General features: G+C 57.2%; 18 protein-coding genes and 1 pseudogene. 14 read left to right on the plus strand and 5 right to left on the minus strand.

All coding sequences use genetic code 11. The features are described 5' to 3' along the window. Positions 1–290 precede the first annotated feature (290 nt). A complete protein-coding gene (locus NMP98_RS00005; protein ID WP_254859383.1) occupies positions 291–593 on the plus strand; it encodes a DUF8011 family protein in 303 nt (100 codons plus the stop codon). A gap of 275 nt (positions 594–868) precedes the next feature. After that, positions 869–1,468: an LURP-one-related family protein gene (locus tag NMP98_RS00010; RefSeq protein WP_254859384.1), complete on the plus strand. Its 600-nt coding sequence runs from the start codon at positions 869–871 to the stop codon at positions 1,466–1,468. Positions 1,469–1,595: 127 nt separating this feature from the next. Here NMP98_RS00010 and NMP98_RS00015 read toward each other — a convergent pair whose 3' ends face one another. Continuing rightward, a complete protein-coding gene (locus NMP98_RS00015; RefSeq protein WP_254859385.1) occupies positions 1,596–2,240 on the minus strand; it encodes a TetR/AcrR family transcriptional regulator in 645 nt (214 codons plus the stop codon). A 243-nt stretch (positions 2,241–2,483) separates the two neighbouring features. Between NMP98_RS00015 and NMP98_RS00020 the strand changes: the two genes are divergently transcribed. The 5 genes and pseudogenes from NMP98_RS00020 to NMP98_RS00040 form a co-directional block, all read left to right on the plus strand. After that, on the plus strand, positions 2,484–4,145 hold the full coding sequence (locus tag NMP98_RS00020) for a COG1361 S-layer family protein (protein ID WP_254859386.1): 1,662 nt from the start codon (positions 2,484–2,486) through the stop codon (positions 4,143–4,145). Positions 4,146–4,148: 3 nt separating this feature from the next. Then, entirely contained in the window at positions 4,149–6,620 is a 2,472-nt protein-coding gene (locus NMP98_RS00025; RefSeq protein ID WP_254859387.1) for an efflux RND transporter permease subunit, read from the plus strand. Positions 6,621–6,914: 294 nt separating this feature from the next. Further along, positions 6,915–7,187 (plus strand): antitoxin VapB family protein, encoded by a 273-nt coding sequence (locus tag NMP98_RS00030; RefSeq protein WP_254859388.1) that lies wholly within the window; start codon positions 6,915–6,917, stop codon positions 7,185–7,187. Further along, positions 7,174–7,575: a PIN domain-containing protein gene (locus NMP98_RS00035; RefSeq protein WP_254859389.1), complete on the plus strand. Its 402-nt coding sequence runs from the start codon at positions 7,174–7,176 to the stop codon at positions 7,573–7,575. The genes NMP98_RS00030 and NMP98_RS00035 overlap by 14 nt, the downstream gene beginning before the upstream one ends. A gap of 164 nt (positions 7,576–7,739) precedes the next feature. After that, positions 7,740–7,946 (plus strand): annotated as a pseudogene (locus NMP98_RS00040) (LURP-one-related/scramblase family protein); the annotation flags it as partial. Between the two features lie 97 nt (positions 7,947–8,043). Here the strand turns inward: NMP98_RS00040 and NMP98_RS00045 are convergent. Further along, a complete protein-coding gene (locus NMP98_RS00045; RefSeq protein ID WP_254859390.1) occupies positions 8,044–9,186 on the minus strand; it encodes a Fic family protein in 1,143 nt (380 codons plus the stop codon). A 384-nt stretch (positions 9,187–9,570) separates the two neighbouring features. Here NMP98_RS00045 and NMP98_RS00050 point away from each other — a divergent pair, with 384 nt between their 5' ends. Beyond that, positions 9,571–10,908, plus strand: a complete 1,338-nt coding sequence (locus tag NMP98_RS00050) for an RNA-guided endonuclease InsQ/TnpB family protein (protein WP_254859391.1) — start codon at positions 9,571–9,573, stop codon at positions 10,906–10,908. Between the two features lie 267 nt (positions 10,909–11,175). Next, positions 11,176–12,903 (plus strand): peroxidase family protein, encoded by a 1,728-nt coding sequence (locus NMP98_RS00055; protein WP_254859392.1) that lies wholly within the window; start codon positions 11,176–11,178, stop codon positions 12,901–12,903. 333 nt (positions 12,904–13,236) lie between these two features. Here the strand turns inward: NMP98_RS00055 and NMP98_RS00060 are convergent, their stop codons facing one another. Together NMP98_RS00060 and aglF are read right to left on the minus strand one after the other, a co-directional pair. Then, entirely contained in the window at positions 13,237–13,902 is a 666-nt protein-coding gene (locus tag NMP98_RS00060) for a hypothetical protein (RefSeq protein ID WP_254859393.1), read from the minus strand. Between the two features lie 44 nt (positions 13,903–13,946). After that, positions 13,947–14,705 (minus strand): UTP--glucose-1-phosphate uridylyltransferase AglF, encoded by a 759-nt coding sequence (gene aglF / locus NMP98_RS00065; RefSeq protein WP_254859394.1) that lies wholly within the window; start codon positions 14,703–14,705, stop codon positions 13,947–13,949. Positions 14,706–15,792: 1,087 nt separating this feature from the next. Here aglF and NMP98_RS00070 point away from each other — a divergent pair. From NMP98_RS00070 to NMP98_RS00090, 5 genes are all read left to right on the plus strand, one after another. Then, positions 15,793–18,441 (plus strand): PGF-CTERM sorting domain-containing protein, encoded by a 2,649-nt coding sequence (locus NMP98_RS00070; protein ID WP_268105723.1) that lies wholly within the window; start codon positions 15,793–15,795, stop codon positions 18,439–18,441. A gap of 141 nt (positions 18,442–18,582) precedes the next feature. Beyond that, positions 18,583–19,500 carry a glucosyl-dolichyl phosphate glucuronosyltransferase gene (aglG, locus tag NMP98_RS00075; RefSeq protein ID WP_254859396.1) on the plus strand — a complete coding sequence of 306 codons (918 nt, stop codon included), beginning with the start codon at positions 18,583–18,585 and terminating at the stop codon, positions 19,498–19,500. 55 nt (positions 19,501–19,555) lie between these two features. Beyond that, positions 19,556–20,827 (plus strand): nucleotide sugar dehydrogenase, encoded by a 1,272-nt coding sequence (locus NMP98_RS00080; protein ID WP_254859397.1) that lies wholly within the window; start codon positions 19,556–19,558, stop codon positions 20,825–20,827. Between the two features lie 51 nt (positions 20,828–20,878). Next, a complete protein-coding gene (locus tag NMP98_RS00085) occupies positions 20,879–21,823 on the plus strand; it encodes an NAD-dependent epimerase/dehydratase family protein (RefSeq protein WP_254859398.1) in 945 nt (314 codons plus the stop codon). Then, positions 21,810–23,063, plus strand: a complete 1,254-nt coding sequence (locus NMP98_RS00090; RefSeq protein ID WP_268105722.1) for a glycosyltransferase family 4 protein — start codon at positions 21,810–21,812, stop codon at positions 23,061–23,063. Before NMP98_RS00085 ends, NMP98_RS00090 begins: the two co-directional genes overlap by 14 nt. 8 nt (positions 23,064–23,071) lie before the next feature. Here NMP98_RS00090 and NMP98_RS00095 read toward each other — a convergent pair whose 3' ends face one another. Further along, entirely contained in the window at positions 23,072–24,520 is a 1,449-nt protein-coding gene (locus NMP98_RS00095) for an oligosaccharide flippase family protein (RefSeq protein ID WP_254859400.1), read from the minus strand. Between the last annotated feature and the right edge of the window lie 27 nt (positions 24,521–24,547).

Here is a 24,547-nt window from a genome sequence, read left to right on the forward strand (position 1 = left end):
GTGCAGCCGACGACGGCAGAAACATGGCTGCAAGCCTTCGCCGTCTGGTGGAATTCACTTAACTAAACACGATGGTGTCGGACGGTCGTCAGACGAGAACTGACACGTCGTGAGTACACCCTCACCGCTTCGCTCCAAGTGTTGGCTCCGTTGACTCCTTGGACTGCTAGTATGGGGTTGAACGGCCAGTATACGATCCATCTCTGTAGTTCGGTACTGTGGAAAGGTCGCGGCGTGACGATGTTCGTCTTGCTACAACTATTTAAATTGTCGAAGGATTGGACTATCCGATGCCCTCCAGAATCAAAGACGTTGTTTTCAGCGAACCATTCGGAAGGCGCCAAGCGTTCGTGATGTTCGCTGGCGCACTCGCCATACTGAGTATCTACGTCTACTATGGTGTTCTCCGCGATGGGTCCTCCATCAGTTCGCTTATCATGGCGGTTGGATTCGCTCTGTCCGGATCCGCTGAAGCCCTTCCAACGGAGCGTCGACGGATAGCAGGTGGTTTGCGTGTCACCGCGATTCTGTTGTTGGTCGTTCTACTCGGCCTCACTATCTTCGCCCCTGAGATCATCCTCGGGCCACGGTAGGAGTGCCGTGTTCGATCCGCCTACGACCACATCGAAACGGTCGGTCGAGCGACCATCCCGAGCGCGATCACGTTGGTGAGCGGACGGGCCGCCGTCCCGTTCGAACTCGGCAGGGGTGTCTCCGACGCCGTGTATCGCTGTTCGCTCCGGCCGTCGGTGAGGTACTCCTCGTCATCGGGTCGGCGGTGATTCTCCTGTGGGAGGGACCGATTGACGAGTCAAGTGTTCCGAACCGAACAGAAGGCTTTTTCCAGACCGTGACGCACCAATTGCCCATGAGTAAGGCCTCCCCGTCCGACTCGTCCTCCAAGTACGACATCTCGACGGTCGACCTCGACGACGACCGCTACGAGGTCAAACAGTCGATGATTCGGAACAAGTACGTCGTCCGCGACAGCACTGACAACGTCGTCCTCCGCGGCAAGCAGAAGATGTTCAAACTGAAAGAGGAGTTCCCCTTCGTCACCGGCGACGACGAAGACGCTTTCAGCGTAAAGGCCGGCGGTATCATGGATATCGCGGGTAACTACACCATCACGGACTCCGGAACTGGTGAGGATGTCGTCGTCCTCGATGAGGACTACTCGCTGTTCGTCGAGAACTGGACGATTCGGGACCCCGATACGGGGGAGGCGTTGGCGACTATCAAATCGAAGAACAAACTGCTATCGGCGCTTCGGCACCTCTTTTCGGCTGCAAACCTCGTCCCGAACAAGTACGAGATCTTCGACGCCAACGGCGGCCACGTCGGCGACATTGAGGGCAAGTTCTCGATGCGGGACGCCTACACCGTGACTATCGACGACGCCAGCGACGTACCGAAGGAAGCGGTCATCGCCGCTGCGTGTATCCTTGACGCACTGGAGAACAAGTGAGGGTGGCCGTAACTGGCCAGTAACTCCGAATTAGCTCACAATTTTGAGCACCACCAAGGCCAACACTTCCACGAGAAGGGTGTTGATTTTCGCCTGTTCGACAATCGGCCGGAAAGCCAAAAGCCGGCTACTCCGGGTCAGCGCCCCGCCTGTCGCCATTCCCTCCGGAGCTGAACAGTCCATCGACGACAGTCTCGATTAACGCCGCGTCGGCAATCGTCGGGTCGATTGACTCACTGGTGTCAGCCACGACCTCTTTCGATCGGGTGGTGAAGATAAGCGATGTAAACATATCTCGGACGAGCGCGGGGTCGTTGAACCTGAACGTGTCCAATTGGACCCATTCTTCGACGTATCCTAACCCGTCGTCAGCCGTTTCAGCCGTCAATTGCTCGCGCTCGTCTGCAGAGAGTTGGTCAGTTAGTGTCTGTAGTTCGTTCCCGACGACCAACCGAGAAATCAAGGGGTCGTCTTGGACCTCGCTGAACATGGTCTGTAGCATCATCCGGGCTTCCTCGCGTGGCGTCGCCGCGTCGGCAACGGCCGCGTCGACCCGTTCGACGAGTTGTTCGCGCTTGTTTGCCAACACTTCGACGTACAGCATCTCTTTTGAGTCGTAGTACTGGTAGAACGTGCTCGTGCCGATGCCGACCTCCTCGGTGATGTCCTTGATACGCGTGCGCTCAAGACCGAATTTGGTGAATAGCTCAGTCCCGGCCTCGATCAGCTCCGCTTGAATCCGGCGGCGGTCATCCTCACTGAACCGGCTCATCGTCTGTGGCGATGCGTCGATTCGGAATAACAGTCATGAATCTTCATAGTGGCCCTATGAACCCAAGAACGAAAACATTATCTGTTTTTGAATTCCTCAATCTAGTGTGAAGCGACCCCGATCCAGTTCCAATTATTTTCCGGCAGTACGACCGAAATCGGTCCGAAACGCCTCTCAGCGGTCTGTTGATAGGTTCTGCAGCGTTACCCCTCTGGCTGCTCATGTTCCCGTGAGGGCTGACGCGTGAAGGACCGCATCCTGTTGACGGTACTCGTCGTCGCCGTCGTGACATCCGGCACCGTCGCAGTCGTTGGGGGCCCAGTTGGTGGAGCCGATGCGGCAACCGCCAGCGCAACCACCGCAGACACGACGTTTACACAACAGCAAAGCGCTCAGATTCGGGGGTCGCCGGATCTCGATGCGAACGTTCCGAGTCCAACACTGACCCCAGGCGAAGTCAACCAAGTTACCGTACAGATCTCCAATGAAGGAGATGTTTCCTACGGTCCACCCAGCCTTCGTAGCGTCGTGACAACTGCACGTAATGTTCACATCGAAGGGGAAGCCGACAGCCCTCTCACGGTCGAATCTGGTGAGGTCGCGATCGGGAGTGTCACCGAGTCCCGTCCCAGCGAGGTGACGCTTGCTATTAGCGTCCCGGAGGAAATCGAGCCCGGTGAATACGACCTCGATCTCGACATCGAATACTCGTATACCATCCAACAGACCGATACGCACACTCAAGATCGTAATCGGTTCCGTGATCTCTCGGTCGAGTTGGAGGTGTCCGAGGACGCCCGCTTCGAGATCGTTGAGGCAACGACGGACGCCCAAGTCGGCGACACGGGCACACTCGAAGCTACAATCAAGAACACGGGCTCGGAAACCGCCCGTGACATCAACGTCGGCCTCGAATCTTTGAGCACCGGCCTCAGCTTTGGCAGCGGCATCGCGAGTGACTCGTCTCGTCTCGGCGAACTTGACCCCGGCGAAACTGGCACGGTCACCTATGACGTTGGCTTTGCTCCCAACACGCCCATTCGCGAGTACGTCCTTGACGGGACCGTGAGCTTCGAGACGCCGGACGGGTACCAACGCGTCGACGACGGGCCGACGACAAGTGTCAGTCCGGTCGCAGAACAGCGATTCTCGATTGGTGATATCGAGTCCGACCTCTACGTCGGCGAGGCCGGTAACATACACGGCACCGTGACCAACGAGGGCCCGTTGAACGCTCGCAACGTCGTTGTCAAATACGCAGGGGAATCGCCGAATATCGTCCCACTAGAGGATTCGGTGGCTGTCGGGACGCTTGAAGCCGGTGAATCCGGCGAGTTCCGACTGCCTATCGAGGTGAGTAGCGAGGCGGAAGCGATTACCCGTTCGGCAAATATCGTCGTTCAGTACCGTGACGAGGACTTCGACGCCAAGACGTATCGAGAACTCGAACTCCTGTTCGATGTCGACCCTAAACGCGACCGCTTCGATGTCGCGGTCACAAACCGCACAATCGAGACTGGCGGCACGCGGACGCTTTCGGTCGACGTAACGAACAACCTCAACGAGACGGTGAGCGATGTCGAGGCGCGGATGTTCGCCGATGACCCGATGAGTACGGGGAACACCGACACTGGCTACGTCCAGTCTATCGACCCCGGTGAGACGGTCACGATGCAGTTCGACCTGGCTGCGAGTGGATCGGCCACACCCGGTAGCACCTACCCCATCTCCTTCGATTTCCGATTTGACGACTCCGACGGCGACAGCCAGCTATCCAACACGATTCGCGCTCCGGTCGACGTCACCGAGAGTACCGACGACGGGTTCTCCCTGCCGTTCATCGGCGGATTGCTTCTGATCGCTCTCGCCGCCGTCGGCGGCGTTGTCTGGTACCGGAGGCAGTAGCTGATGAGCCTCGGCGAGCGAATCGAAGCGGCGATGCGACGGCTCAACGGCGTCATCGTCGACCATCCACGTCAGGTCATCGCCGTGTTCCTCGTCATGACTGTCGTGTTCACTGCGGGCATCGGACTCGTCACCACCGACACGGAGGCGACCGATTCGTTCACAGAGGGCCTCGAAGAACAGGAGGCACTCGACGCGGTCAACGCGGAGTTCGAAGACCCCTTCGCAGCCGACAGTGAATCGACACAGCTCATTCACACGGGTGGGAACGTCCTCACGAAAGAGGCGTTGGTCCGGGACCTCCGCGTACTCGAACGCATCGAGTCTCGGTCCGACCTCCGGCTGGAGACGGCAAACGGGCCGGCCACGGTCGTCGCACAGACGCTTGACCCCTCGGCAACGTCGATTAGCGACCAGCGACGCGTCGTTGAATCAGCGACGAACACCGAAATCAGAGCGACCGTCCGCGAACTCCAGGACAACCAACGATTCAGCCGGAGCCTCTCGACTGACTTTAACCCGACGAGCGCCTCCGCGTCGGCCTCGATTACGGTCGTCTCTCACGATGTCCCGGCCGGGTTTACCTCGAATGACCTCACCGCAATCCAAACCGAGATCCGAACGATTGCCGAGGAACAACCGGGTGACATCCGAGCGTTCGGATCCGGAATAACAAGCGCCGAGACAGCGCAAGTCATCGGTGACTCACTGACGATCGTCATGCCGGTCGTCGTCGTTCTGTTGTTGCTGTTCTTGATCGTTGCCTATCGCGATCCGATAGACCTCTCACTCGGACTGTTGTCTCTGCTGATGACCGTTATCTGGACGTTCGGGTTCCTCGGGTACTCGGGGATTCCGTTCAACCAGCAGATGATTTCGGTCCCCGTTCTCCTGCTCGCTGTCGGGGTTGACTTCGGGATTCATATCATCAACCGCTACCGCGAGGAGACCGTCAAGGGGTACAGCCCCATCGAGGCGATGCGGACCGCGAACAACCAACTCATCATCGCGTTCGTCATCGTCACGGTCACCACTGTCTTCGGGTTCGGTGCGAACATCATCTCCGATCTCGCGCCGATTCGAAACTTAGGCCTCGCTTCATCGGTTGGAATCATCTTTACGTTCCTCATCTTCGGGATTTTCCTCCCGGCGGCGAAACTCGAAGTCGACAGCTTCCGCGACCGATACGGTCTTCCGGAGTTCAATTCGAAGCCGATTTCCTCGGAGGATTCGGCGCTGGGCAAACTCCTCTCGTTCCCGGCACGAGCCAGTCAGTACGCGCCAGTCGTCTTCGTCATCGTACTGTTGCTGTCTGGCGGTGTCGCAGCCGCATACGGCAGCAGCGTGGACACCTCCTTCGAGACGGAGGACTTCCTTCCACCAGAGGAACAACCCGACTACGTGACGGCACTGCCGGAGCCCTTTGCACCCGGGGAGTACACCACCGCGGCAACGATTAACCTACTCGAAGACCGCTTCGCCACGAGTCAAGACCAGTCGGTGAAGTTATACGTCGAGGGTAACTTCGAAGAGGACCACGCCTTAACAGCACTGGCGGAACCGAATTCGAATCCGCCCGATTCGCTCGCAGTCGGCGACGGTGGGGCGGCACGGCCCCAGAGCATCGTGACCGTCATCCAATCGTACGCCGACCAAAATCCGCGGTTTGGGGCCCTCGTCGCCCGCAATGACCGCAACGGCGACGGGATTCCCGAGCACAACCTCGATCGCATATACGACGAGCTGTTCGCTTCACCTGCTGGTGACCGGGCCGCACAGTATCTCACCCCCGACCGCGGGAGTGCACAGGTTTCCTACGCCATCAAGTCCGACGCCACTCAGGCTGAAGCCGCTGTCGACGCACGGTCGTTCGCCGACGACTTTCGGTTCGACGCGACGGCAACCGGCCAACTCCTCGTTTTCGATGCGGTGACGGATGTCATCTTCCAATCGGCGATTCAGGGGATGCTCCTTGCCGTCGGACTGACGGCCCTGTTTCTCGTCATCGCCTACGCGGTGTTGGAACGCAAACCGATGTTGGGAATCGTCAACGTCTTCCCGATACTGATAGCAATCGCGTTCCTTATCGGGACGATGCGGTTCCTTGGGATGTCACTCAACGCCTTGACCGCGACGATCCTCTCGATCTCCATCGGGCTGGGAATCGCATACTCGGTCCACGCGACCCACCGGTTTATTGACGAATTCAACGAGAGTTCGGACGCCTACGACGCGATGCTTTCGACGCTGACCGGTACAGGTGGTGCACTCCTCGGGAGCATGCTTACCACGTCGCTCGGGACTGGTGCGTTGGCCCTCGCCATCACGCCAGTTCTCGGCGACTTCGGCCTCTTGATGGCATTGAGCGTCCTCTACTCGTTCGTGTTCACCGTCGTCGCCCTCCCGCCAGCGGTGTTGCTCTGGGAGCGGTATCGCGGTCTCTGGTCTACTCCAGGTACCTCGACGACAGCTTGATTGGTCGCTCCCTCAGGTGACCAATCCGCTTGTTCGCTCCCCCTGATGTCGACTTTCGGCCGACTCGATGGCAGGCCGTTATGTGGCCGCCTGCATCCTCGACGCCCTGGAGAACAAGTGAGCAGATCAAGCAAATACTAGCTGATTCGGCGTATTCGAGGTGGAGGCTGGAAACTACTGATACTGACATAATATGCCTCGCCAAGGCAGGGTGCACCGGAAGGACACCCTTCTGATACCACTCGTTGGGGGTACCGAGTAAGATATTTGTGTTTGTGCACACAAACACAATATATGGGGACGAAAACGATTGGGCTTCGAGACGAGGTGTATGCGCAGTTGAAAGCCCGAAAACGGGAAGATGAGAGTTTTAGCGATTTAGTAACTCGACTCTTAGAAGAGGCCGCCGTGGATTGGCGCGATAGCTTCGGGACGCTCTCGGAGGCCGAGGCCGACGAACTCGAAGCACTCGCCGACCGCTCCCGTGAGCAGATGAGCACGGGCATGGCCGACCGACAACAGGAGGCGCTCGAGGCTCTGGCAGGGGACGACGATGAAACTGCTTGATACGACGTTTCTCATCCACCATTGGGCCGGTCGAGACGCAGTTGCAGACTACTTGGAACGGCACGAAGAGTGTGACTTTGTGACGACGACATTGAACATCAAGGAGATTGCTGTCGGCCGAGAATTACAAGGCAGGTTGGACCCTTTCGAAATCAAATCACAGTTCGCGTGGGTACGAACTATCTCGTTCCAACTGGAGCATGCGATTCTCGCAGGTGAATTAGAAGCTGCCCTACACCGTGACGAGCAAATCAATCTGGATAAAATCAATTCCCTCGCTGGTGATGTCCTGATTGCCGCCGTTGCAAAAGCAACCGGGGCGACGGTCGTCACGCGGAACAGAGACGACTTCGAGTTGCTCGATGGCGTCTCCGTTGAGTCATACTAACCGATTCTCGCTCGCTATCGTCCGCGGTAATTGCGAACGAAAACCATCCAGTCGGGTAGAAGGCATTCTTAGGAGAGTTCCGCCATTCGCCCATCGCAGCGGCCTTCTTTCCGTACGACATCTCCACATCCGACCTCAATGACAATGACTACGTGGTCGAACAGTCGGCGCTTCGGCACCTCTTTTCGGCTGCGAACCTCGTCCCGACCAAATACGAAATCTTCGACGCCGACGGCGGCCACGTCGGCGACATCGAGGGCAAGTTCTCCATGCGGGACGCCTACACCGTGACTATCGACGACGCCAGCGACGTGCCGAAGGAAGCCGTCATCGCTGCGGCGTGTATCCTTGACGCACTGGAGAACAAGTAATCAGGGCGAGCAGTTACCGAAGTGGGAGGAGAAAGCACAGCCCATCAGAGTGGATGATTCCGACAGCCAGTGATACAATTCGTTGTCTCGTCGCCACTCATGGCGACTCGACCAGAGAAAGGATGTCTGGGGCTTTGTACACTTTGTTCCGCTCTTTGTCAGTTAGTTCTACGATGATTCCTTCGCCGGTGAGTTTCTCAATCGCGTCGTAGACCGCCTGTCGTGAGCGGCCGGTTGCGTCGATTGCTCGTGGAGCTTTGAGATACGACTCTTCGAAGAGATGGTCGATGACATCCCGGACTGCTGGACTGTTCGGGAAACGACTTCGGTAGTCCGATCGGAGTGACACGAGTTCGATGCCACACTGATAGGCATCGATCGCCTGTTCGGCTATCGCGTTCAGGACAAACGTAATCCACGATTCCCACTCGCCGTGTTGGCTCACCGCGAGAAGGCGGTCAAAGTACTCTGTCCGGTAGTGGTTGAAATACGCTGAGAGGTACAGATACGGCTCAGAGAGGAGGTTCGCCTGATACAGTTGCAACATAATGAGAAGGCGTCCAAGCCGACCATTGCCATCTCGGAATGGATGAATTGTCTCGAACTGATAGTGTGTGATCGCGATATCAATTAGCGGCGGGTAACTCCCGTTTCTGATGTACGAGAGCAACTGATCGAGGAGGAGTGCGACACTGTTTGGATTTGCCGGGACGAATCGAGCGTTCTTGATGTTGTTATCAGGCCCGATCATGACCGGGATATCGTCTCGAATGTGTCCCGGACGCTTGTTCTCGCCACGGACGTCGATTAGCAATGATTCGTGGAGGTCACAGAGGAGTTCCTGATCGATTTGTCTGCCCGCATCCAGAGCATTGAACCCCGTCCGAATCGCCTCGACGTAATTATACGCTTCCCGGATATCCCGAAGATTCGCCGCTGAGCGCTCTGGATCGTCGTCGAGATTGTGAAGAACAATATCGGAAACTGTTACATCAGTCCCTTCGATTTGCGAGCTCATCGCCGCCTCACGGACAACAAACGGAGCGATGAGAAGGTTTTCGTTCTCAATGTCGTCGTGGAGTGTCGAGAGTTGTCCGAGCGCGTAACGTGCATCCCCGTAGGCACGGAGGATATCGTCAGTGTATGACAGTTCCGGTGGAAGTCCAGCAGGCTGATAGCATGGAATCCCCTCGTATGGTTCGATCCATCCTGGCCCGTCTTCAAAATCAGCAGGATTCATTTGACTAAGCGATTGTTGCCACACTCCTAAATCTGACGAATACCATTTCAGATGATTAGTGAGGTGGATATGGGCTTATTAATCAGCCTAAATCGATATCCATTGACTTAACCCTTGAGTTCGCGACCAGTATTCAATTCCGATTCGACTGGACTCAGGAATCAATCACTGATGTCAACGACGACGGTGAACAACTACGACTACGGGCTCTACCTTTGACAGCGCGAGAGTCCCGCCGTTCAAGGCGGGCGTAAATCGCGTCCGCCCGGGTAATGGACTGCCAATGTACTGCTGATATTGAGTCTCCAACAGTCTGGACCACTTCCACTTTCACTGTGGATGGATGACCTTGATTTTCCATCGACGCGTCTGCGCAAATGGCAGATGAAGCGATCCAACACGTTCGCCGTGCGACCGCTCTCCGAGGATGGAGAGCAACTGCTACGAGACCTGTTGGACGCTTCTGCCGCTCTTTGGAACGAAGTCAACTACGAACGCCTCCTGCGGTATAACGGCGAGGACGGTTTCGACGGCGACGTCTGGGACGCCGATACTGGCCGACTCGAAGGCCAGTACAAAGGCGTTCTCGGTGCGTCCAATGCTCAACAGATGATACGGAAGAACAGCGAAGCGTGGCGGGCGTTCTTCCGACTGAAAGAGCAGTATCACGATGAGTCGAACACGTCGGTCATGGAACACCCCGAACCGCCGGGATTCCGTGGTAACAAAAAAGAAGGGCGAACACTCAAGGGCATCATTCGCAACGACGCATACACTGTTGAGTGGGGCGAGCGGTCCCGACTTGAGATACTGGTCGGGAGCGAGTTGAAAGACAGATACGGCCATACCGGGCGTCTCCGGATGGAAATCGCTGGCGAGCCAAGTTGGCCCGATTACGAGAAACAGGGTCGGTTAGACCTGTGGTACGATGAGACTGATTGCACTTTCCGAGCTTCGCAACCCGTGACTCTTACTGATGCACGGGCAACTCCACTGGCCGACGAGACGGCCGCTCTGGATATTGGTGCGAACAATCTCGTCGCCTGTACCACCACGACCGGCGACCAATACCTGTACAAAGGTCGGGACCTGTTTAACCGCTTCCGTGAGACAACACGAGAAATCGCCCGGTTACAGTCCAAGCTACAGGAAGGCCAATACAGTAGCGAGCGTATCCGGCGGCTGTACCGGAAACGGACTCGCCGCCGCGACCACGCTCAGGAAGCGTTGTGTCGTGACCTAATCGAACGGCTGTACGAGGACGGCGTAGACACGGTGTATATCGGTGGACTGACCGACGTGCTGGACACGCATTGGTCGGTCGAAACCAACGCCAAGACCCACAACTTCTGGGCGTTCAAGCAGTTTACTGAGCGGCTGGCATATACTGCTGAGGAATACGGTATCTCGGTGGAAGTCCGGTCGGAAGTGTGGACAAGCCAGGAGTGCCCGCAGTGCGGTTCAACAGACCGAACGAAACGACATCAGGACACACTAACGTGTCCGTGTGGCTTCGAGGGTCACGCCGACCTCAGAGCGTCAGAGACGTTCTTGAAGCGGCACACAGAGAAGGCAGTCAGGCCGATGGCACGGCCCGTGCGGTTCGAGTGGGACGACCACACCTGGTCGGGGACACCACACCCTCACGAAAGTCCCAAAGAACAGCGCACAGACCCGAGTACCGTCCACCGTAACGGGAATGTTGCCTCCGGCGAGTCGTAGACCGGCTGAAACTCCCACGGAGGAAAACCCGGTGTAAACGCCGGGGAGGATGTCATACGTATCTCGCCATCTTCGGCGTCGGCGCCCTCGGTGCGGCGATTATCGGCACGGTGCGCACCTACGGGTCGATGTCGACGGTGTTTCTCGCCTTGGCCGCCTTCTCGACGCTCGCGGGGACGTTCGCAGTGCTACTCGTGACGCGAGACTGAAAATTACGTTTAATCACAACAAAATTTTATGTAGTCGTGATTTGTGATATCGTTCGTCATGGGGGATGAATTCACAGTTAGCGGTCGTGTAACCTACGGGGATGGCGTCGCTGCGGTTGGGTTGACGGCGATGGCGGTCGATGCCGACAGCAGTCCGGACGACCCACTGGGTGCGATGGCGGTTCGGCCGGATGGCTCCTTCGAACTCTCGGCGAGTCAAGCGGACCTCGGCGAGCCACAGGAGGGCACACCCGAGACGCATCTGTACCTGTTCCGCGACGGGTCGCTACTCCACCACCAGGAAGTCGACGCCAATCCGACGGCGACCGTAGAAATCACGGTCGACCGGCCCACCGAGCCATCGATGGACGATATGGTGGACGCCATGTGCAACATGCACCACGGAATGTCCGACCAACGCGGGATGAACAACACCCCGCGTGACCCGTTCCACCCCGGCCACGGCCGGTTCGGACGGATGTTCCCGTATCTGGAAGCGGCCGACCACGACGTGACGTTCCTCCAAGAGCTCGGGAAGCCGGGTAGGCCACTTGATGAAACAACGCACGACCGCTCGGTCGGTGAGTCGTCCGTGCCGGCTGGGTTCGCCATCCTCGGGCAGTTCATCGACCACGACATCACGCTGGACCCGCTATCGAGTCTCGCCCAGCGAAACGACCCTGACGCGCTTCGGAACTTCCGGACGCCACATCTCGATCTCGATTCCGTCTACGGGTCCGGCCCCGAGACATCGCCGTATCTCTATGAGTCACCATTGCAGGGCGGCAACCACGAACGCCTGCTGGTCGCTACGGATGGCCGGCCGGACGTGCCACGCAACAGCGAAGCCGTCGCCCTCATCGGCGACCACCGCAACGACGAGAACCACCTCATCTCGCAGTTCCAGTATGCGATGCTGGAGTTCCACAACGCCATCATCGAGTGGATCGGCGAGGACTGCAAGGACGCCTTCGAGCACGCCAACCAACTGGCGCGGTGGCACTACCACTGGATCGTCCTCGAGGAGTTCCTCCCGACGGTCTGTGACCCGGACGTCGTCGACGATGTCCGCGAGGAGCGCCACCACTACACCATCGGTCAGAGCACGGAACCGTACCTGCCGATCGAGTTTGCCGGTGCCGCCTACCGGTACGGTCACAGCCAGATACGCGAACAGTACCAGGTCAACGAGAACACGGAGAAGGCGCTCTTCGGCCACGGTGACGACGCCTTCGGGATGGGGTTCGAAGCCCCATCGGCGGAGGACGCCGTCGACTGGCGGTATCTGTTCGACCTCAAAGACCCTGCGGTCACCCCCCAGCGAGCCAGAGCCACCGACTCACTCATGTCGCCGGACCTGCTGGACCTCCCCTTCATCGACAGCGGCGACTGGCGTGCCTCGCTTGCCTCTCGCAATCTCGTCCGCGGCTATCGCCTCGGCCTGCCAAGTGGGCAAGCGATCGCCCGCGCGATGGGGCTGGACCCGCTGTCGAACGCTGAACTTGGGTTCGACGAGATTCTCGATGCCCACGACCAACACCCCGACACGGAAGCGCCGCTGTGGTACTACGTGTTGGCGGAGGCACGCGTGGCCAGCGGCGGCGACCACCTCGGGCCCGTGGGAAGCCGCATCGTCGCCGAGACGCTCGTCGGACTCATCGAATCCGACCCGAGTTCGTTCCTGACCGTCCAGCCCGGCTGGACGCCCTCGCTGCCGGCGCCGAACAGCGGTCACGACGACTTCTCGGTGGCCGACCTCCTCGAGTTCGCGCTTGGCGAGGAGTGAACCCCCCGCTGTTGGGCGGTCGGATGTATTCGGAGAGTTCGCTTCGATACGTCGCCACCACTAGCTGGTATGGGATGTTTTCGTTTAGATATATATCTCCTGCGGTGGCCGCCCTGGTGGATTGACGAGTGGAGAGACACTGTGGCTGCCAGGGGATCGACCCATGCCGATTCGTTATGGGTTTCTACACAGTGATGTGAGAAAAGGCTTAGATATACACGTATAATGCCCCAATACATGGGAACGACAGCTGATGAACCGGGGCGAATCTATCCTCGACAGTCCACGTTCGGTTGGTTCCCGTGGCGTTCGCGTCCGCGGTTGCCTCGTGGGTTACCGTTGCCGTCTCGCCCGACGAGAGATAGACTGTCTCGTTGGCGACATGGGTCGTGTTGTTCGTAGTCTCGCCGGCAGTGAATAACACGGTAGCATAGTCCGAGTGGTTGCCGGTGTTCTCGACGGTCGCCGACACCTCGTAGCTCTCGTCGGGCATGACGACCGACCGTTTGACTGCCCCTCGCTGACGGCGACGTTCTCATCGGCCGACTGTCGCTCTTCGACCGTCACGTGGTCGAGGAAGCGGTGGTTGATCCGAATCGAGTGCCGATCGACCTCCGCGTACGAAATCGGTGCGCTGAACGTGTGGGTTTCCCCGGGTTCGATATCGACCCGCTCGCTGTAGAGGCTCGGGTCCATATCGGTAATCAGCGCGTGGTACGTGCCGCCGGCCGACCCTTCGTTCTTGACAACGACTTCGGCCGTGAACGTCTCGTCTGTGTAGACCGTCGTGTTGCTGAGGGATTTTTCTATTACCTCAAAGTCCAGAGATGAGTATCGAGCCGTCTGCCGTTCGGGCTCACTAATGGCTTCCTCTTCGATGACTGCCGCAACGTCCGTGAACGACTCCGTCTCGAAGTTCGACCAGTGGCCGCAGTCGACCTCCCTGGTGTAGGTGTTGAGGTCGTTGTAATCACGGTCGCTGTCCGGCGAGAACGACACGAGGCACGCGTTTTCGTCGTCAATGCGCTGGAGAGCGCGCTCCTTTACTCTGATGCCGCGCTGGCTTCTTTGCTTTCAGCTTTGGCGTCGTAGCCGTCCTGCAGCCGTCTTTCGGCCTCCTTGCGGTCCTCGGGATAGCCGATGTCCATCCGCCAGCCGTCAAGCCGAATGGCGTCGATGGTCCGGCCACTCTGCAGGAGGAGGTTAATCGCGTCGGTGATCTCGTACTCGCCGCGGTTGGAGGGTTGGACGAGATGGCACGCGTGGAAGATGGCTGGGGTGAATGTGTAGAACCCAGTCATCACTAGATTCGTCGGCGGGTCGTCGGGTTTCTCGACGACTTTCGTAATCTCGCCGTAGTCGTTCGTATCACAAACGCCGTAGCGAGAGGCCTCCTCGTAAGGCACCTCTTCGACAAGGAAGGCAGCATCGGCGCGGTCCTCGCGCTGGCGCCGGACGACGTCATCGAGGTTCGCCTCGAAGATGTTGTCGCCCAGAATGAGCATGAAGTCGTCATCGACGTGGTCTTCGACGGTGAGAACTGCGTGAGCGAGCCCCTTCGGTTCGCGTTGGTGGGTGTAGGTGATAGGGGTGCCCTCGTATTCGTCGCCATAGAAGTCGATGATTTTCTCTTTCTTGTAACCGACGACCACGAGGAGTTCGTCGGCACCTAGCTCAACGACGCGATCAAAACAGTGACCCAGAATCGGGCGGCCGTCGACTTCGACGAGTGCCTTCGGCTTGTCTTCGGTGAGCGGCCGCAGTCGGGTCCCCTCACCAGCCGCGAGTACGACAGCTTGCATACTCCTGCGTGGGACACCGCGAAATAAATGCTTTCGGCTATACTCGATAAAAGACGCTGCTAGGGCCAGAGTCTCTACTTTGCCTAAGGCGACCTTTCGGACCACTCCAATTGGCAGGTCTGGGACCGAACAGCGTCTAAGGACCGCCTCGGTAGCCTCGTTAGTGAATTCTCATTCACTAACGACCAGACAGTGATCCCCACCGATTAACTTGAGCAAGACTACGTCATTACGGCAAACATTCACACTAACGGAACTAAGTGGTTATTATCACGAAGGCAACGGTGTCGCTTAGACTTCACTGAGCTCGAACAGTAGTGCGGTACCGACAAGTACGTCGAAATTATCGTCAAGAACTTCGAAGCGAACTTCGAGGACGCTGATGGTGACGAAGTCAACGATGTTGTGTTTGAAGAATGATTCCGAAGATATGTCTACTCTAATTCAAAAATACCTTGAATATTTCGGATGGTTGAGGCCGCAGATGAGACCGGGATTGCTCTCGGGTTGCCGCTGCGCTACTATATCGCCCGGTCAGATTTCGAAACGTTTGTTGCCATCATTAACCTCGCTAGCAGGCACTGATTCCGCATCGCTACGGGTCGGCCGCAGCGAGTGCTCAATGTCAGCCACTGAGTAGCTTGGCGTAGGTGCCTGTTCAGGATATTCCCCACGGGTCGATAGTACTATACCGGTGTGTTTGAGATGGTACTGGCCGGGGTTTCACGTCGTGTTTCTTCCAAGTAACGACCTGTAACTCACCCCACCACACCGGTTGCAATGATTTCTACGTCTCAAGCACCCTTCGTGGACGAAATTCACCAGGTGGCCAACGCAACGGATTCTCTGCTCATCGAGTATGCTGTCAACTAAACTGTGAAGCGAGAGGGTGCTTCAATCCCCTTTTCTGGGTCTACAACGGTAGTTTCGGAACCAATCTATCACCGAAAGATATGGCCAGTCATGTTTCTCAAACACAAAGCATATACCACCTTTGGCATATCAGTATATATAGCCCTACTCCTCGCTAGTCAGCGAGTCCCCCATCGTACGGTAAGGAAAGCTGACACCAACAACAGATCAGAAGATGACAGAAACAAACGGTAAAGCACGCAGTCTTGTGCTGGCCACGTTGATGGTTCTCTCCATAGTTGGAGGGTCCATTGCATTTACAGGAGCTGCAGCTGCAGCACAAGGTGATAATGCAGATAGTATCGACCTGAGCTCAAGTTCGGTATCGAGCAGTTCAGAGCAAGTCTGGGTGAATGTGAGTATTTCCGCCACTGGCAAGGACGTTATCTATGCCACAGACTACAACAATAACGGCGATATTGACGATGGTGAGGTTTTCGCTGTTATCACTGATGGCGGTAGTGCAGACATGGATAACTCCGATGGTGAGGTAGCGATTCAGGTGTCAGCGAACAGCGCAGGATTCCAAGCTACCTCAGCGGATATCCTCGTTGAGGGAGAGGATGGCTCGGATTCAGAGAACGGCGAAGTCGACCTCGCCTATCCGTTCACTGCAGATGCGAGTGCAACCCTCTCGATTACCGGAACCGCTACCCGTGATCAAACTGCGGTCTACAGTGCGCCTGCAACGGTGTTCCTCGGTGAAGAGGGCGTCAACGTTGGGCCTGCGGAAGGAACTGGCGGCTCGGTGACGTTCTCCGGTATCGCAGGCGCTGCTGACGGAGACGTTATTATTGCTGATGACGCAAACAACGTTGATTTCACCAGCAACAACGGCTTCTCGACTGGTGGGTACAGCACTGGCGACCCATCAGACGAAGTCGACTACAGCGTTCGAACGCCGCAGGTTAACAATGTGAGCCTGTATATGGGTGCTGGTAAGCTTGGTGCCGATGTCACGGACGGACTGGTCACCACCGATACCGATACGGTTACGATCAGCCCTCAGTTCAACTTCCAGTCGGCTGACCGACTCGAGATTATAGTCACCGACGGCGACGACCTTGACATCAGTGGGGATACCGTTAGCGGCTCGCCGAACGTCGTTGAGGAGGATGGTGACTACTACTACACGGGGCCCACTGACGGGGAATTCTGGGTTGACATAAGTGATTACGACACCGGTAACTACACCGTTGAAGTTGCTGGTGATGAACTCTCATCGGCCAGTAATGACGCTGACTTCGAGATTACCAATAGCGAAACCACGATCGAGCTTGAACACAATAGCGTCGTCAAGGGCGAGAGCGTTGTCGCGACCGCGACGGGCACGCCCGGCGAAAACGTCATTGTCCGAGTTGATAACGACGCACTCGCAGACACAATGCCCAACGGCTCCGTGGTTAGTGCGGCGGATCTCTACGCCAACACTGGTGATGTCGTCATCCGCGTTCATAATAATATCGCTGATATCACCTACGCGGAACTTTCGTTAGGTGACGATGGTGTGGCGCAGACCCGCATCAAGACGGGTGCGCTTGAGGCTGGCAGCACGGCCACCTTTGAGGTTGCAACATTCCCCGACGCCGACGCTGAAGACGATGTTGATCTTGAGGTTTTCGAACAGAGCATTTCGATTGACGACGCGCGGAAGACGGTTGCTGCTGGGAGTGATTTCACGATGAACGGCACGGCACCGGAGGCAAGTGAAGTCGCTGCCTACGTCAAGATTGACGATACCTGGTATCTGATTCCGGGAAGTACCAACCCTGATACCAGCCTTGACAGTGATGATTACGAGCTTGAACTGACCGCGAGCGACGAGCTGAACATTCCGGGATCCTACCGGGTTGGTGTTGCTGCTTGGCCATCAAGCGGTAACGCAGATGCCCAACTTACGAACGACGAGTGGACCAATCTTGAGACAACAACTTCGACCTTGATTCGGTCGGTTGAAGGGAACCTGAGTGCTCAGATTTCGCGGAACCGCATTGCAGTGGCTTCCAACGACGAAGTGACGTTGTCCGGCCTTGCGGTTGGGCAGACAGACGTTGTCTATTACGTAGTTGGTCCACGTGGCGATGTGATGACGAGCAATTTATCGGTTGATGAGCAGGAATTCAGCCGTGACATTGGCGGCTTTGACCGGCGTGGTGTCCACGAGATTGTGGTTGTCGGCACGGGTCGCGATGGCGGCTACGAGACCCCGCCGAGCACGGTTGTGAGCCAAGTTGGTTCATCGGCGACGCAGGAGCAGGCTATTGAAGTTATCAAAGACCGCCACAGTGGGGCTGGCGTTGATGACGTATGGGTCCAGACGAACCTGACCGCAGAGAGCGCCCGGGTGACGCTGGAAGCTGCTGACCGACTCGGCCAGGAAGAAGTCACCATCTCGGGGACGTCGAACCGTCAGCCCGATACGGTGTATTTCATTGAGATGGCCGACGACAATGGTAACATCGTGGCCAGCGGTGAAAGCGAAGTGAACGCAAACGGCACGTGGAATCTGACGCTTGACCTGTCGGAGGTTGAGACAGGGATGTACACGTTGTCGGTTGAAGGCGACGAGGCGTCCGCCATGCAGAGGGTCGAAGTGGCTGAATCGGTGACCACGGAGACGCCGACCGCGACGCCGGAGCCGACAGCGACAGCGGAGTCCACACTGACGGCGACGGCGGAGTCCACGTCGACAGCCCCCGGGGCCGCTGGCACGGACGAGCCAACGGAAACCACATCCGAGGACCAGCCTGGATTCGGTGCTGTCATCGTGCTCATCGCGCTCCTTGGCGCAGCACTGCTGGCTGCCCGGCGGAACGCATTCTAACTAACTGAATCGGACAATGCGATTCGGTTTTCGCGGTTTTCATTTTTCGACGCCACCGTTCCAGTGGCGACACAGCAGCTCAGTTCTCGTCGAACGATCGAGACACAACGCTTATTCTGCATTCGTGGGTAGCCTCGCCTCATGAAGGTCTCGGTCGTCATCTGTACGTACACCGAAGAGATGTACGAACACTTCGAGGACGCCCTCGAGAGCGTCCGCGAACAGACGTACGATGACATCGAGATTGTCGTGGTCGTCGACGGCAACGAGGCGCTGTACGAGCGTATTCAGGGCGACTACGGCGGCGGCGAAGGACTGGTACTCTACTGCAACGAGGAGAATGTCGGGCTCTCGGCCAGCCGCAACAACGCCCTCGAACTCGTTTCCGGGGACGTGGTTGCACTCATTGACGACGACGCCGTCGCCGACGAACGCTGGGTGGAGGAACTCGTCTTCGTCTATGAGTCAACTGATGCCATCGCAGCTGGTGGAAAGATGACACCACTGTGGGTCGCCAGCAAACCCGAGTTTCTTCCTGAGGAGTTCTACTGGCTCGTCGGCGTCACTCATCGGGGATTCGCTGAACCCGGCGAGGAGGTCCGGAACACCTTCGGGTCGAACATCTCGTTTAAGACGGAGGTCATGAAGGAGTTAGGCGGGTTTGAGTCACAGGTTGGCCGACAGGGCGAAAAGAACCTCCAGGCCCACGAGACGGAGTTCTGCGCTCGGATGCGCGAGGAGTACGGCCGCGGGGTCGTCTACAATCCCGACGCGAAAGTCGGCCACAAGGTCTTCGAGTGGCGCACCGACAAGCAGTGGTTGCTGGAGCGGTCGTTTTGGCAGGGATACTCCAAGCGGGCGATGGAGACACTCGTCTCCGAGGAATCCAGCGAAGAAGAGTCGGATTTCCTCAAACAACTCCTCGTTGAGTTCATTCCCTCACGGCTGAAAGGGCTTCTCACGGACCCGAGCGTCCCAAAGGCCAAACAGCTGGTGACACTGTTCCTGCTGACGGCGACGGTCGGCGTTGGCTACCTCTACGGTCTGTTGAAGTGGTAGAGTATTCGCATCCCAAGCGATGCCCTGAAAGCCCCCACGCTCCTGAACTAGGCCAATGAGTACTCAGACGCGGGTCGGCGTCGTCGGGTTGGGCTATGTTGGCCTCCCGCTGGCGCTTGCGATGCATCGGGCCGGCCACGAGGTGGTCGGTGTCGACGTTAACCTCGATACCGTCAAATACCTCCGAAACGGTGATTCGACTGTCAGCGACGTGAGCGACGCCGAAGTCACAGATGCCGTCGCCGAAGGCATTACGTTCACTACCGACTACGCGGCGCTGAGCGATGTCGATGGCGTTTCCATCTGTGTCCCGACGCCGCTCCGGAAGACCGATACTCCAGATCTTTCCTTTGTCATCGATGCGGCAGAGCGCTTGGCGGGCGTGGTTCCGGACGGCTGTACGATCATTCTCGAAAGCACCGTCTATCCCGGTGCCACCGAAGAGGTCGTCGGCGACGCCCTCACAGAAAACGGCGCGACTGTCGGCGAGGACGTGTATCTCGCTTTCTCACCGGAGCGTATTGACCCCGGCAACAAGGAGTACGGTCCCACGGACATCCCGAAAGTCCTCGGCGGCGTCACACCGGCCTGCGGGGACCACGCCAAGGCGTTGTACAGCCCCGTCTTCGATGAGGTCGTCCGCGTCGAGTCGGCCACGGAAGCCGAACTCGTCAAACTACTTGAAAATACTTTCCGTGCGGTCAACATCGGACTCATCAACGAACTTGCACAGGTGGCCCACGAACTGGATGTGGACATCTGGAATGCTATCGATGCTGCCAAGACGAAGCCGTTCGGATTCATGCCATTCTATCCTGGGCCCGGATTGGGTGGTCATTGCATTCCTATCGACCCGTTCTATCTGTCTTGGAAGGCAAATGAACAGGGCATCGACACGCGATTCATCCACCTCGCGGATACGGTTAACCGCGAGATGCCTGATCACGTTGTCCAGCGAGTCGTCGAGCAGCTCAACGACCGTGGCGTGGCGCTCTCCAGGGCCGACATCCTCGTCGTCGGCGCGGCCTACAAGCCCGACGTTTCGGACACGCGAGAATCGCCAGCCGTCGATATCGTGCTCAAACTTGAAGAGTGGAGTGCGGATGTCGACTACCACGACCCGCACGTGCCGACGCTGGCCGTCGACGACGAAACCTACGAATCCGTGCCGCTAACCGACGACCGACTTGACTCGGCCGATTGCACTATTATCGTCACCGACCACTCCGCCCTCGACATCGAACGCATCGTCGAACGCTCCTCGATGGTGTTCGACGCCCGCAACGCGACCGCGGACATCGACGCCGACAATGTCGTCCGACTCTAATTTCTCAGTTGGAGTCGACACGTTCAACCGCACGCCACGAGGAGCACCGATATGCCGACTGCACTCGTCACCGGTGTGGCGGGCTTTATTGGATCGAGCCTCGCCGACGCCCTACTGGACCGCGGCTACACCGTCTACGGTATGGACAACTTCGAAACCGGCCGCGAAGTCGCCCTCAAACCGCTGGAGGGTCGTGAGGAATTTACCTTCACTGAAGCCGACATTCGCGACGCCGACGCCGTGGCTGACCTCACTGACAGTGTCGATTACGTGTTCCATCAAGCCGCGGTCCCCTCGGTACCGCGGAGCGTCGACGACCCCGTGACGACGACCGACGCCAACTGCACCGGTACGGCGACGGTTCTGGACGCCGCTCGAAAGAACGACGTGGATTCCGTCGTCGTCGCCTCCTCGTCGTCGGTGTACGGCTCCAGCGAGGAACTGCCGAAAGTCGAAACGATGGAGTCCAATCCCGAGTCTCCGTATGCTCTCTCAAAGTACTTCACCGAGAAACTCGCTCTCCAGTGTAGCGACCTCTACGACATCGACACAGCCGCGCTTCGCTACTTCAATATTTTTGGTCCCCGACAGGACCCCAACGGCGAGTACGCCGCAGTCATCCCGAAATTCATCGATTTGATGCTCAGCGGCGAACAGCCCGTCATCTACGGCGATGGCGAGCAGTCACGGGATTTCACCTACATCGACAACGCGATCCAGGCCAACATCTTAGCCGCCGAATCCGACGTAACCGGTGAGGCGTTCAACGTCGGTACGGGCGGTCGCGTCACCGTCAACGAACTCGTCGAGATCCTGAACGATCTACTCGGGACGGATATCGACCCTGTTCACGATGGCCCACGTCCCGGGGACGTACGGCATTCTCATGCGGATATCTCTAAGGCCATAGAACTAGTCGGCTACGAGCCACACATCGGGTTCAAAAAGGGACTAGAGAATACCCTCGAATACTATCGAGACGATGGCCGACGATAATCTCCCATCGATATTGCTGGTTTCGTTTCGATATCCGCCAGAAACCGGCGCAGCGGCAACCCGATTAGAGGACTTGACAACTCGATGGGCCAGTCTTGGACACGATGTGACCGTTCTCACGACCACGCCCGACTATCCGGATGGCGAAGTCTACGATGGGTATCACAACGAGTGGCTGCGAAGAGAGCAACACGATGGTGTTGATGTCGTTACGACGAAGTCCCTTCCTGCGTCACCTTCAGACCATATTCTACGAAGAGCTATCAAATACGTTTGGTTTACCGCAATTGCAGTACTCGTCGGCACCTTCTGGCTAGACAGACGTGACATCGTCCTTGCAACGTCTCCCCAACCGTTTGCCGGTCTTGCAGGTTTCACGATTGCGCGTCTTCGTCGTGTTCCATTCGTCTTTGAGATTCGTGATCTGTGGCCCGAAAGCTTGGTTGCCATGGGAGAAGTGGACAACACAGCAGTAATCTCTCTGTTAGAGACAATTTCCAATTTCCTCTATACCCATGCAGACCGAGTTAGTGTCGTTGCTCCCGGTATGAAAGAAACGGTCGTTGAAGCCGGGGCCGACCCAGACGACGTTTGGCTGCACACCAATGGTATCGATCATACCTTTTTCGCCAGAGAGAATGCAGGTGGTATTGACGAGACGGAGCTGTTTGAGGATAACTTTGTTCTCTCGTACATTGGTACGGTTGGGAAAGCACAGGGACTCGATGTCGTTCTGGATGTCGCCGAGCAGTTGCAAGCCACAGACGAGTACGACGATATCCTGTTCGCCTTCATCGGCTTTGGAAGTCGATACGATGACCTCACACAGCGCGCCGAGGCACGGAATCTTGACAACATAGCCTTCTTGGGACGCCGTCCGATGTCTGAGGTTCCGAACTACCTACACCACTCCGATGCTGCATTTATTCACACCGAGTCCGAGGAGGCATTCGAGACGATGATTCCGATGAAACTCTATGAAGCGCTCGGTGCCAGATTACCTATCGTCCTTGGGGCCAGTGGTGATGCCGTCGAGATACTGTCGCGGGCGGACGCTGGCATAGCTACGACACCCGGCGATGCAGGTGCGATTCTCGAAGCAGTCAAAGAGTTGCGGGAAAACGCTACAAAACGCCAGGAATTCAGCGAGAACGGTCGGCGCTATGTGGTCGAAAACCACTCTTGGGACGCTATTGCCGAAGCGTACAGTGATAAAATCCGATGTTTGGTCGAAGGGTAGTGAGTTTGTCAGCGCAATCTCTGGGGTATCCGCACCGGACTATTGGCGACGACAGTTGAACGGAATTCAGTCGACAACCCATAGAGGGCGACGAAATACACGCTCGCTCCAACGCTGACGAGTGTAAGCAACACGATGACGTTATACCCGAATTCAATCGCTTCGAACGCCCGCAGTCCAGCCATAACGATGCCGGCCATCAGACCAGCAGCGAGGAATTGCCGCGCGATTTCGCCATGTGGAATCGAAAACGATAGGAGCGCCCGTAAGACAAAAAACGACACCACCATCCCGAACCCGGCGGAGACTGCGGTCGCAATGGCTGCGCCGACATAGCCTACGGCAGAGACGAGCACGACGTTCAATACAACGTTCGCAACGATGAATGATAGGTTGATTCGAAACGCAAGATCTGGACGGTCAATCGCGTTCAAAGCGTTCATCAACTGCTTCTGATAGCCGTACAGCAGGCTTGCTAGAACGAGTATCCACAACACGGTTGCACCCTGTGTAAATTCTGGGCCGTAAACGCGAAGCAACCGTTCCCCGAGTATCAGACTCCCGAACAACCCGGGGATGACGATGAGACCACCATACGTCAGGGAGTCATTGACGAGTTTCGAGACGATATCACGGCTATCTTCAGCATCGGCCTTACTGAGTTCCGGGAACACGGCGCTGCTAACTGCCGTATCAAACAGCGTCAGGAATGTTGCAATACTCCAAGCAACCGAGTAAATCCCGACCAATGCCGATGGGACGAAGACACCCAGAACCAATACGTCCACATCGTCGAAAGACTTGTTCTTGAGGCCGCTGAGCCACGAAAAGCGGGCGTACTCGAAGAGACTCTCGAAGTGCTCCCGTCGGGGGCGTGCCATCTCTGTCGAAATGAAGTACAATCCAACGATACCGACAAGCAAGCCGCCAGCCGCATGGCCGATAAGAAGCCCCGTCAATTCGAATCCGAGGACGACCAAGCCGAGCTTTAGGAGACTCTGCCCGCTAATCTTCACCGGTGTCAGCAGCCCACTGATGTGTACCTTCTGTTCGCCGCTCAGAATGTCTCTCGTAAATTCCGAGATTAATTGTAGGGCAAGGAGGCCGGCCACGAAACTTGCGACCGGACGACCAACGTACGCATCAACGTAATCACCGAGCATGATGACCGAACTGATAATAGCTACCGCAACAGCCCCAACAATGAGCAGACTCGCAGTCAGGTATTCGCCTGTGTCTCTTCCCTCGCTCATTCGTTTCTTCATCGCTGCACCAACACCCACGACGCCCGCTCCACTCGGGACCGTTAGCCAAGTGACCAATGCGAGTACTAATGCGAAATATCCCAAAATGTCTGCCCCGAGGACGCGAGCAAAATAGATCGTTGCAAGGAACCCGATTGCTGACCCACTGAGTTTCGAGACGAAGACAACAAAGGAGGTTTGACCAATCCTCATAACTGGGTGAAATCGGGCTTCATTATA

Source organism: Natronomonas gomsonensis (genome assembly GCF_024300825.1).
GTDB lineage: Archaea > Halobacteriota > Halobacteria > Halobacteriales > Haloarculaceae > Natronomonas > Natronomonas gomsonensis.

What these genes read in the sequence shown, in the direction of transcription:
- NMP98_RS00005 (WP_254859383.1), top strand. Translation starts at nt 291, where the DNA reads ATGCCCTCCAGAATCAAAGACGTTGTTTTCAGCGAACCATTCGGAAGG.
- NMP98_RS00010 (WP_254859384.1), top strand. Translation starts at nt 869, where the DNA reads ATGAGTAAGGCCTCCCCGTCCGACTCGTCCTCCAAGTACGACATCTCG.
- NMP98_RS00015 (WP_254859385.1), bottom strand. Translation starts at nt 2,240, where the DNA reads ATGAGCCGGTTCAGTGAGGATGACCGCCGCCGGATTCAAGCGGAGCTG.
- NMP98_RS00025 (WP_254859387.1), top strand. Translation starts at nt 4,149, where the DNA reads ATGAGCCTCGGCGAGCGAATCGAAGCGGCGATGCGACGGCTCAACGGC.
- NMP98_RS00030 (WP_254859388.1), top strand. Translation starts at nt 6,915, where the DNA reads ATGGGGACGAAAACGATTGGGCTTCGAGACGAGGTGTATGCGCAGTTG.
- NMP98_RS00035 (WP_254859389.1), top strand. Translation starts at nt 7,174, where the DNA reads ATGAAACTGCTTGATACGACGTTTCTCATCCACCATTGGGCCGGTCGA.
- NMP98_RS00045 (WP_254859390.1), bottom strand. Translation starts at nt 9,186, where the DNA reads ATGAATCCTGCTGATTTTGAAGACGGGCCAGGATGGATCGAACCATAC.
- NMP98_RS00050 (WP_254859391.1), top strand. Translation starts at nt 9,571, where the DNA reads ATGAAGCGATCCAACACGTTCGCCGTGCGACCGCTCTCCGAGGATGGA.
- NMP98_RS00055 (WP_254859392.1), top strand. Translation starts at nt 11,176, where the DNA reads ATGGGGGATGAATTCACAGTTAGCGGTCGTGTAACCTACGGGGATGGC.
- aglF (WP_254859394.1), bottom strand. Translation starts at nt 14,705, where the DNA reads ATGCAAGCTGTCGTACTCGCGGCTGGTGAGGGGACCCGACTGCGGCCG.
- NMP98_RS00070 (WP_268105723.1), top strand. Translation starts at nt 15,793, where the DNA reads ATGACAGAAACAAACGGTAAAGCACGCAGTCTTGTGCTGGCCACGTTG.
- aglG (WP_254859396.1), top strand. Translation starts at nt 18,583, where the DNA reads ATGAAGGTCTCGGTCGTCATCTGTACGTACACCGAAGAGATGTACGAA.
- NMP98_RS00080 (WP_254859397.1), top strand. Translation starts at nt 19,556, where the DNA reads ATGAGTACTCAGACGCGGGTCGGCGTCGTCGGGTTGGGCTATGTTGGC.
- NMP98_RS00085 (WP_254859398.1), top strand. Translation starts at nt 20,879, where the DNA reads ATGCCGACTGCACTCGTCACCGGTGTGGCGGGCTTTATTGGATCGAGC.
- NMP98_RS00090 (WP_268105722.1), top strand. Translation starts at nt 21,810, where the DNA reads ATGGCCGACGATAATCTCCCATCGATATTGCTGGTTTCGTTTCGATAT.
- NMP98_RS00095 (WP_254859400.1), bottom strand. Translation starts at nt 24,520, where the DNA reads ATGAGGATTGGTCAAACCTCCTTTGTTGTCTTCGTCTCGAAACTCAGT.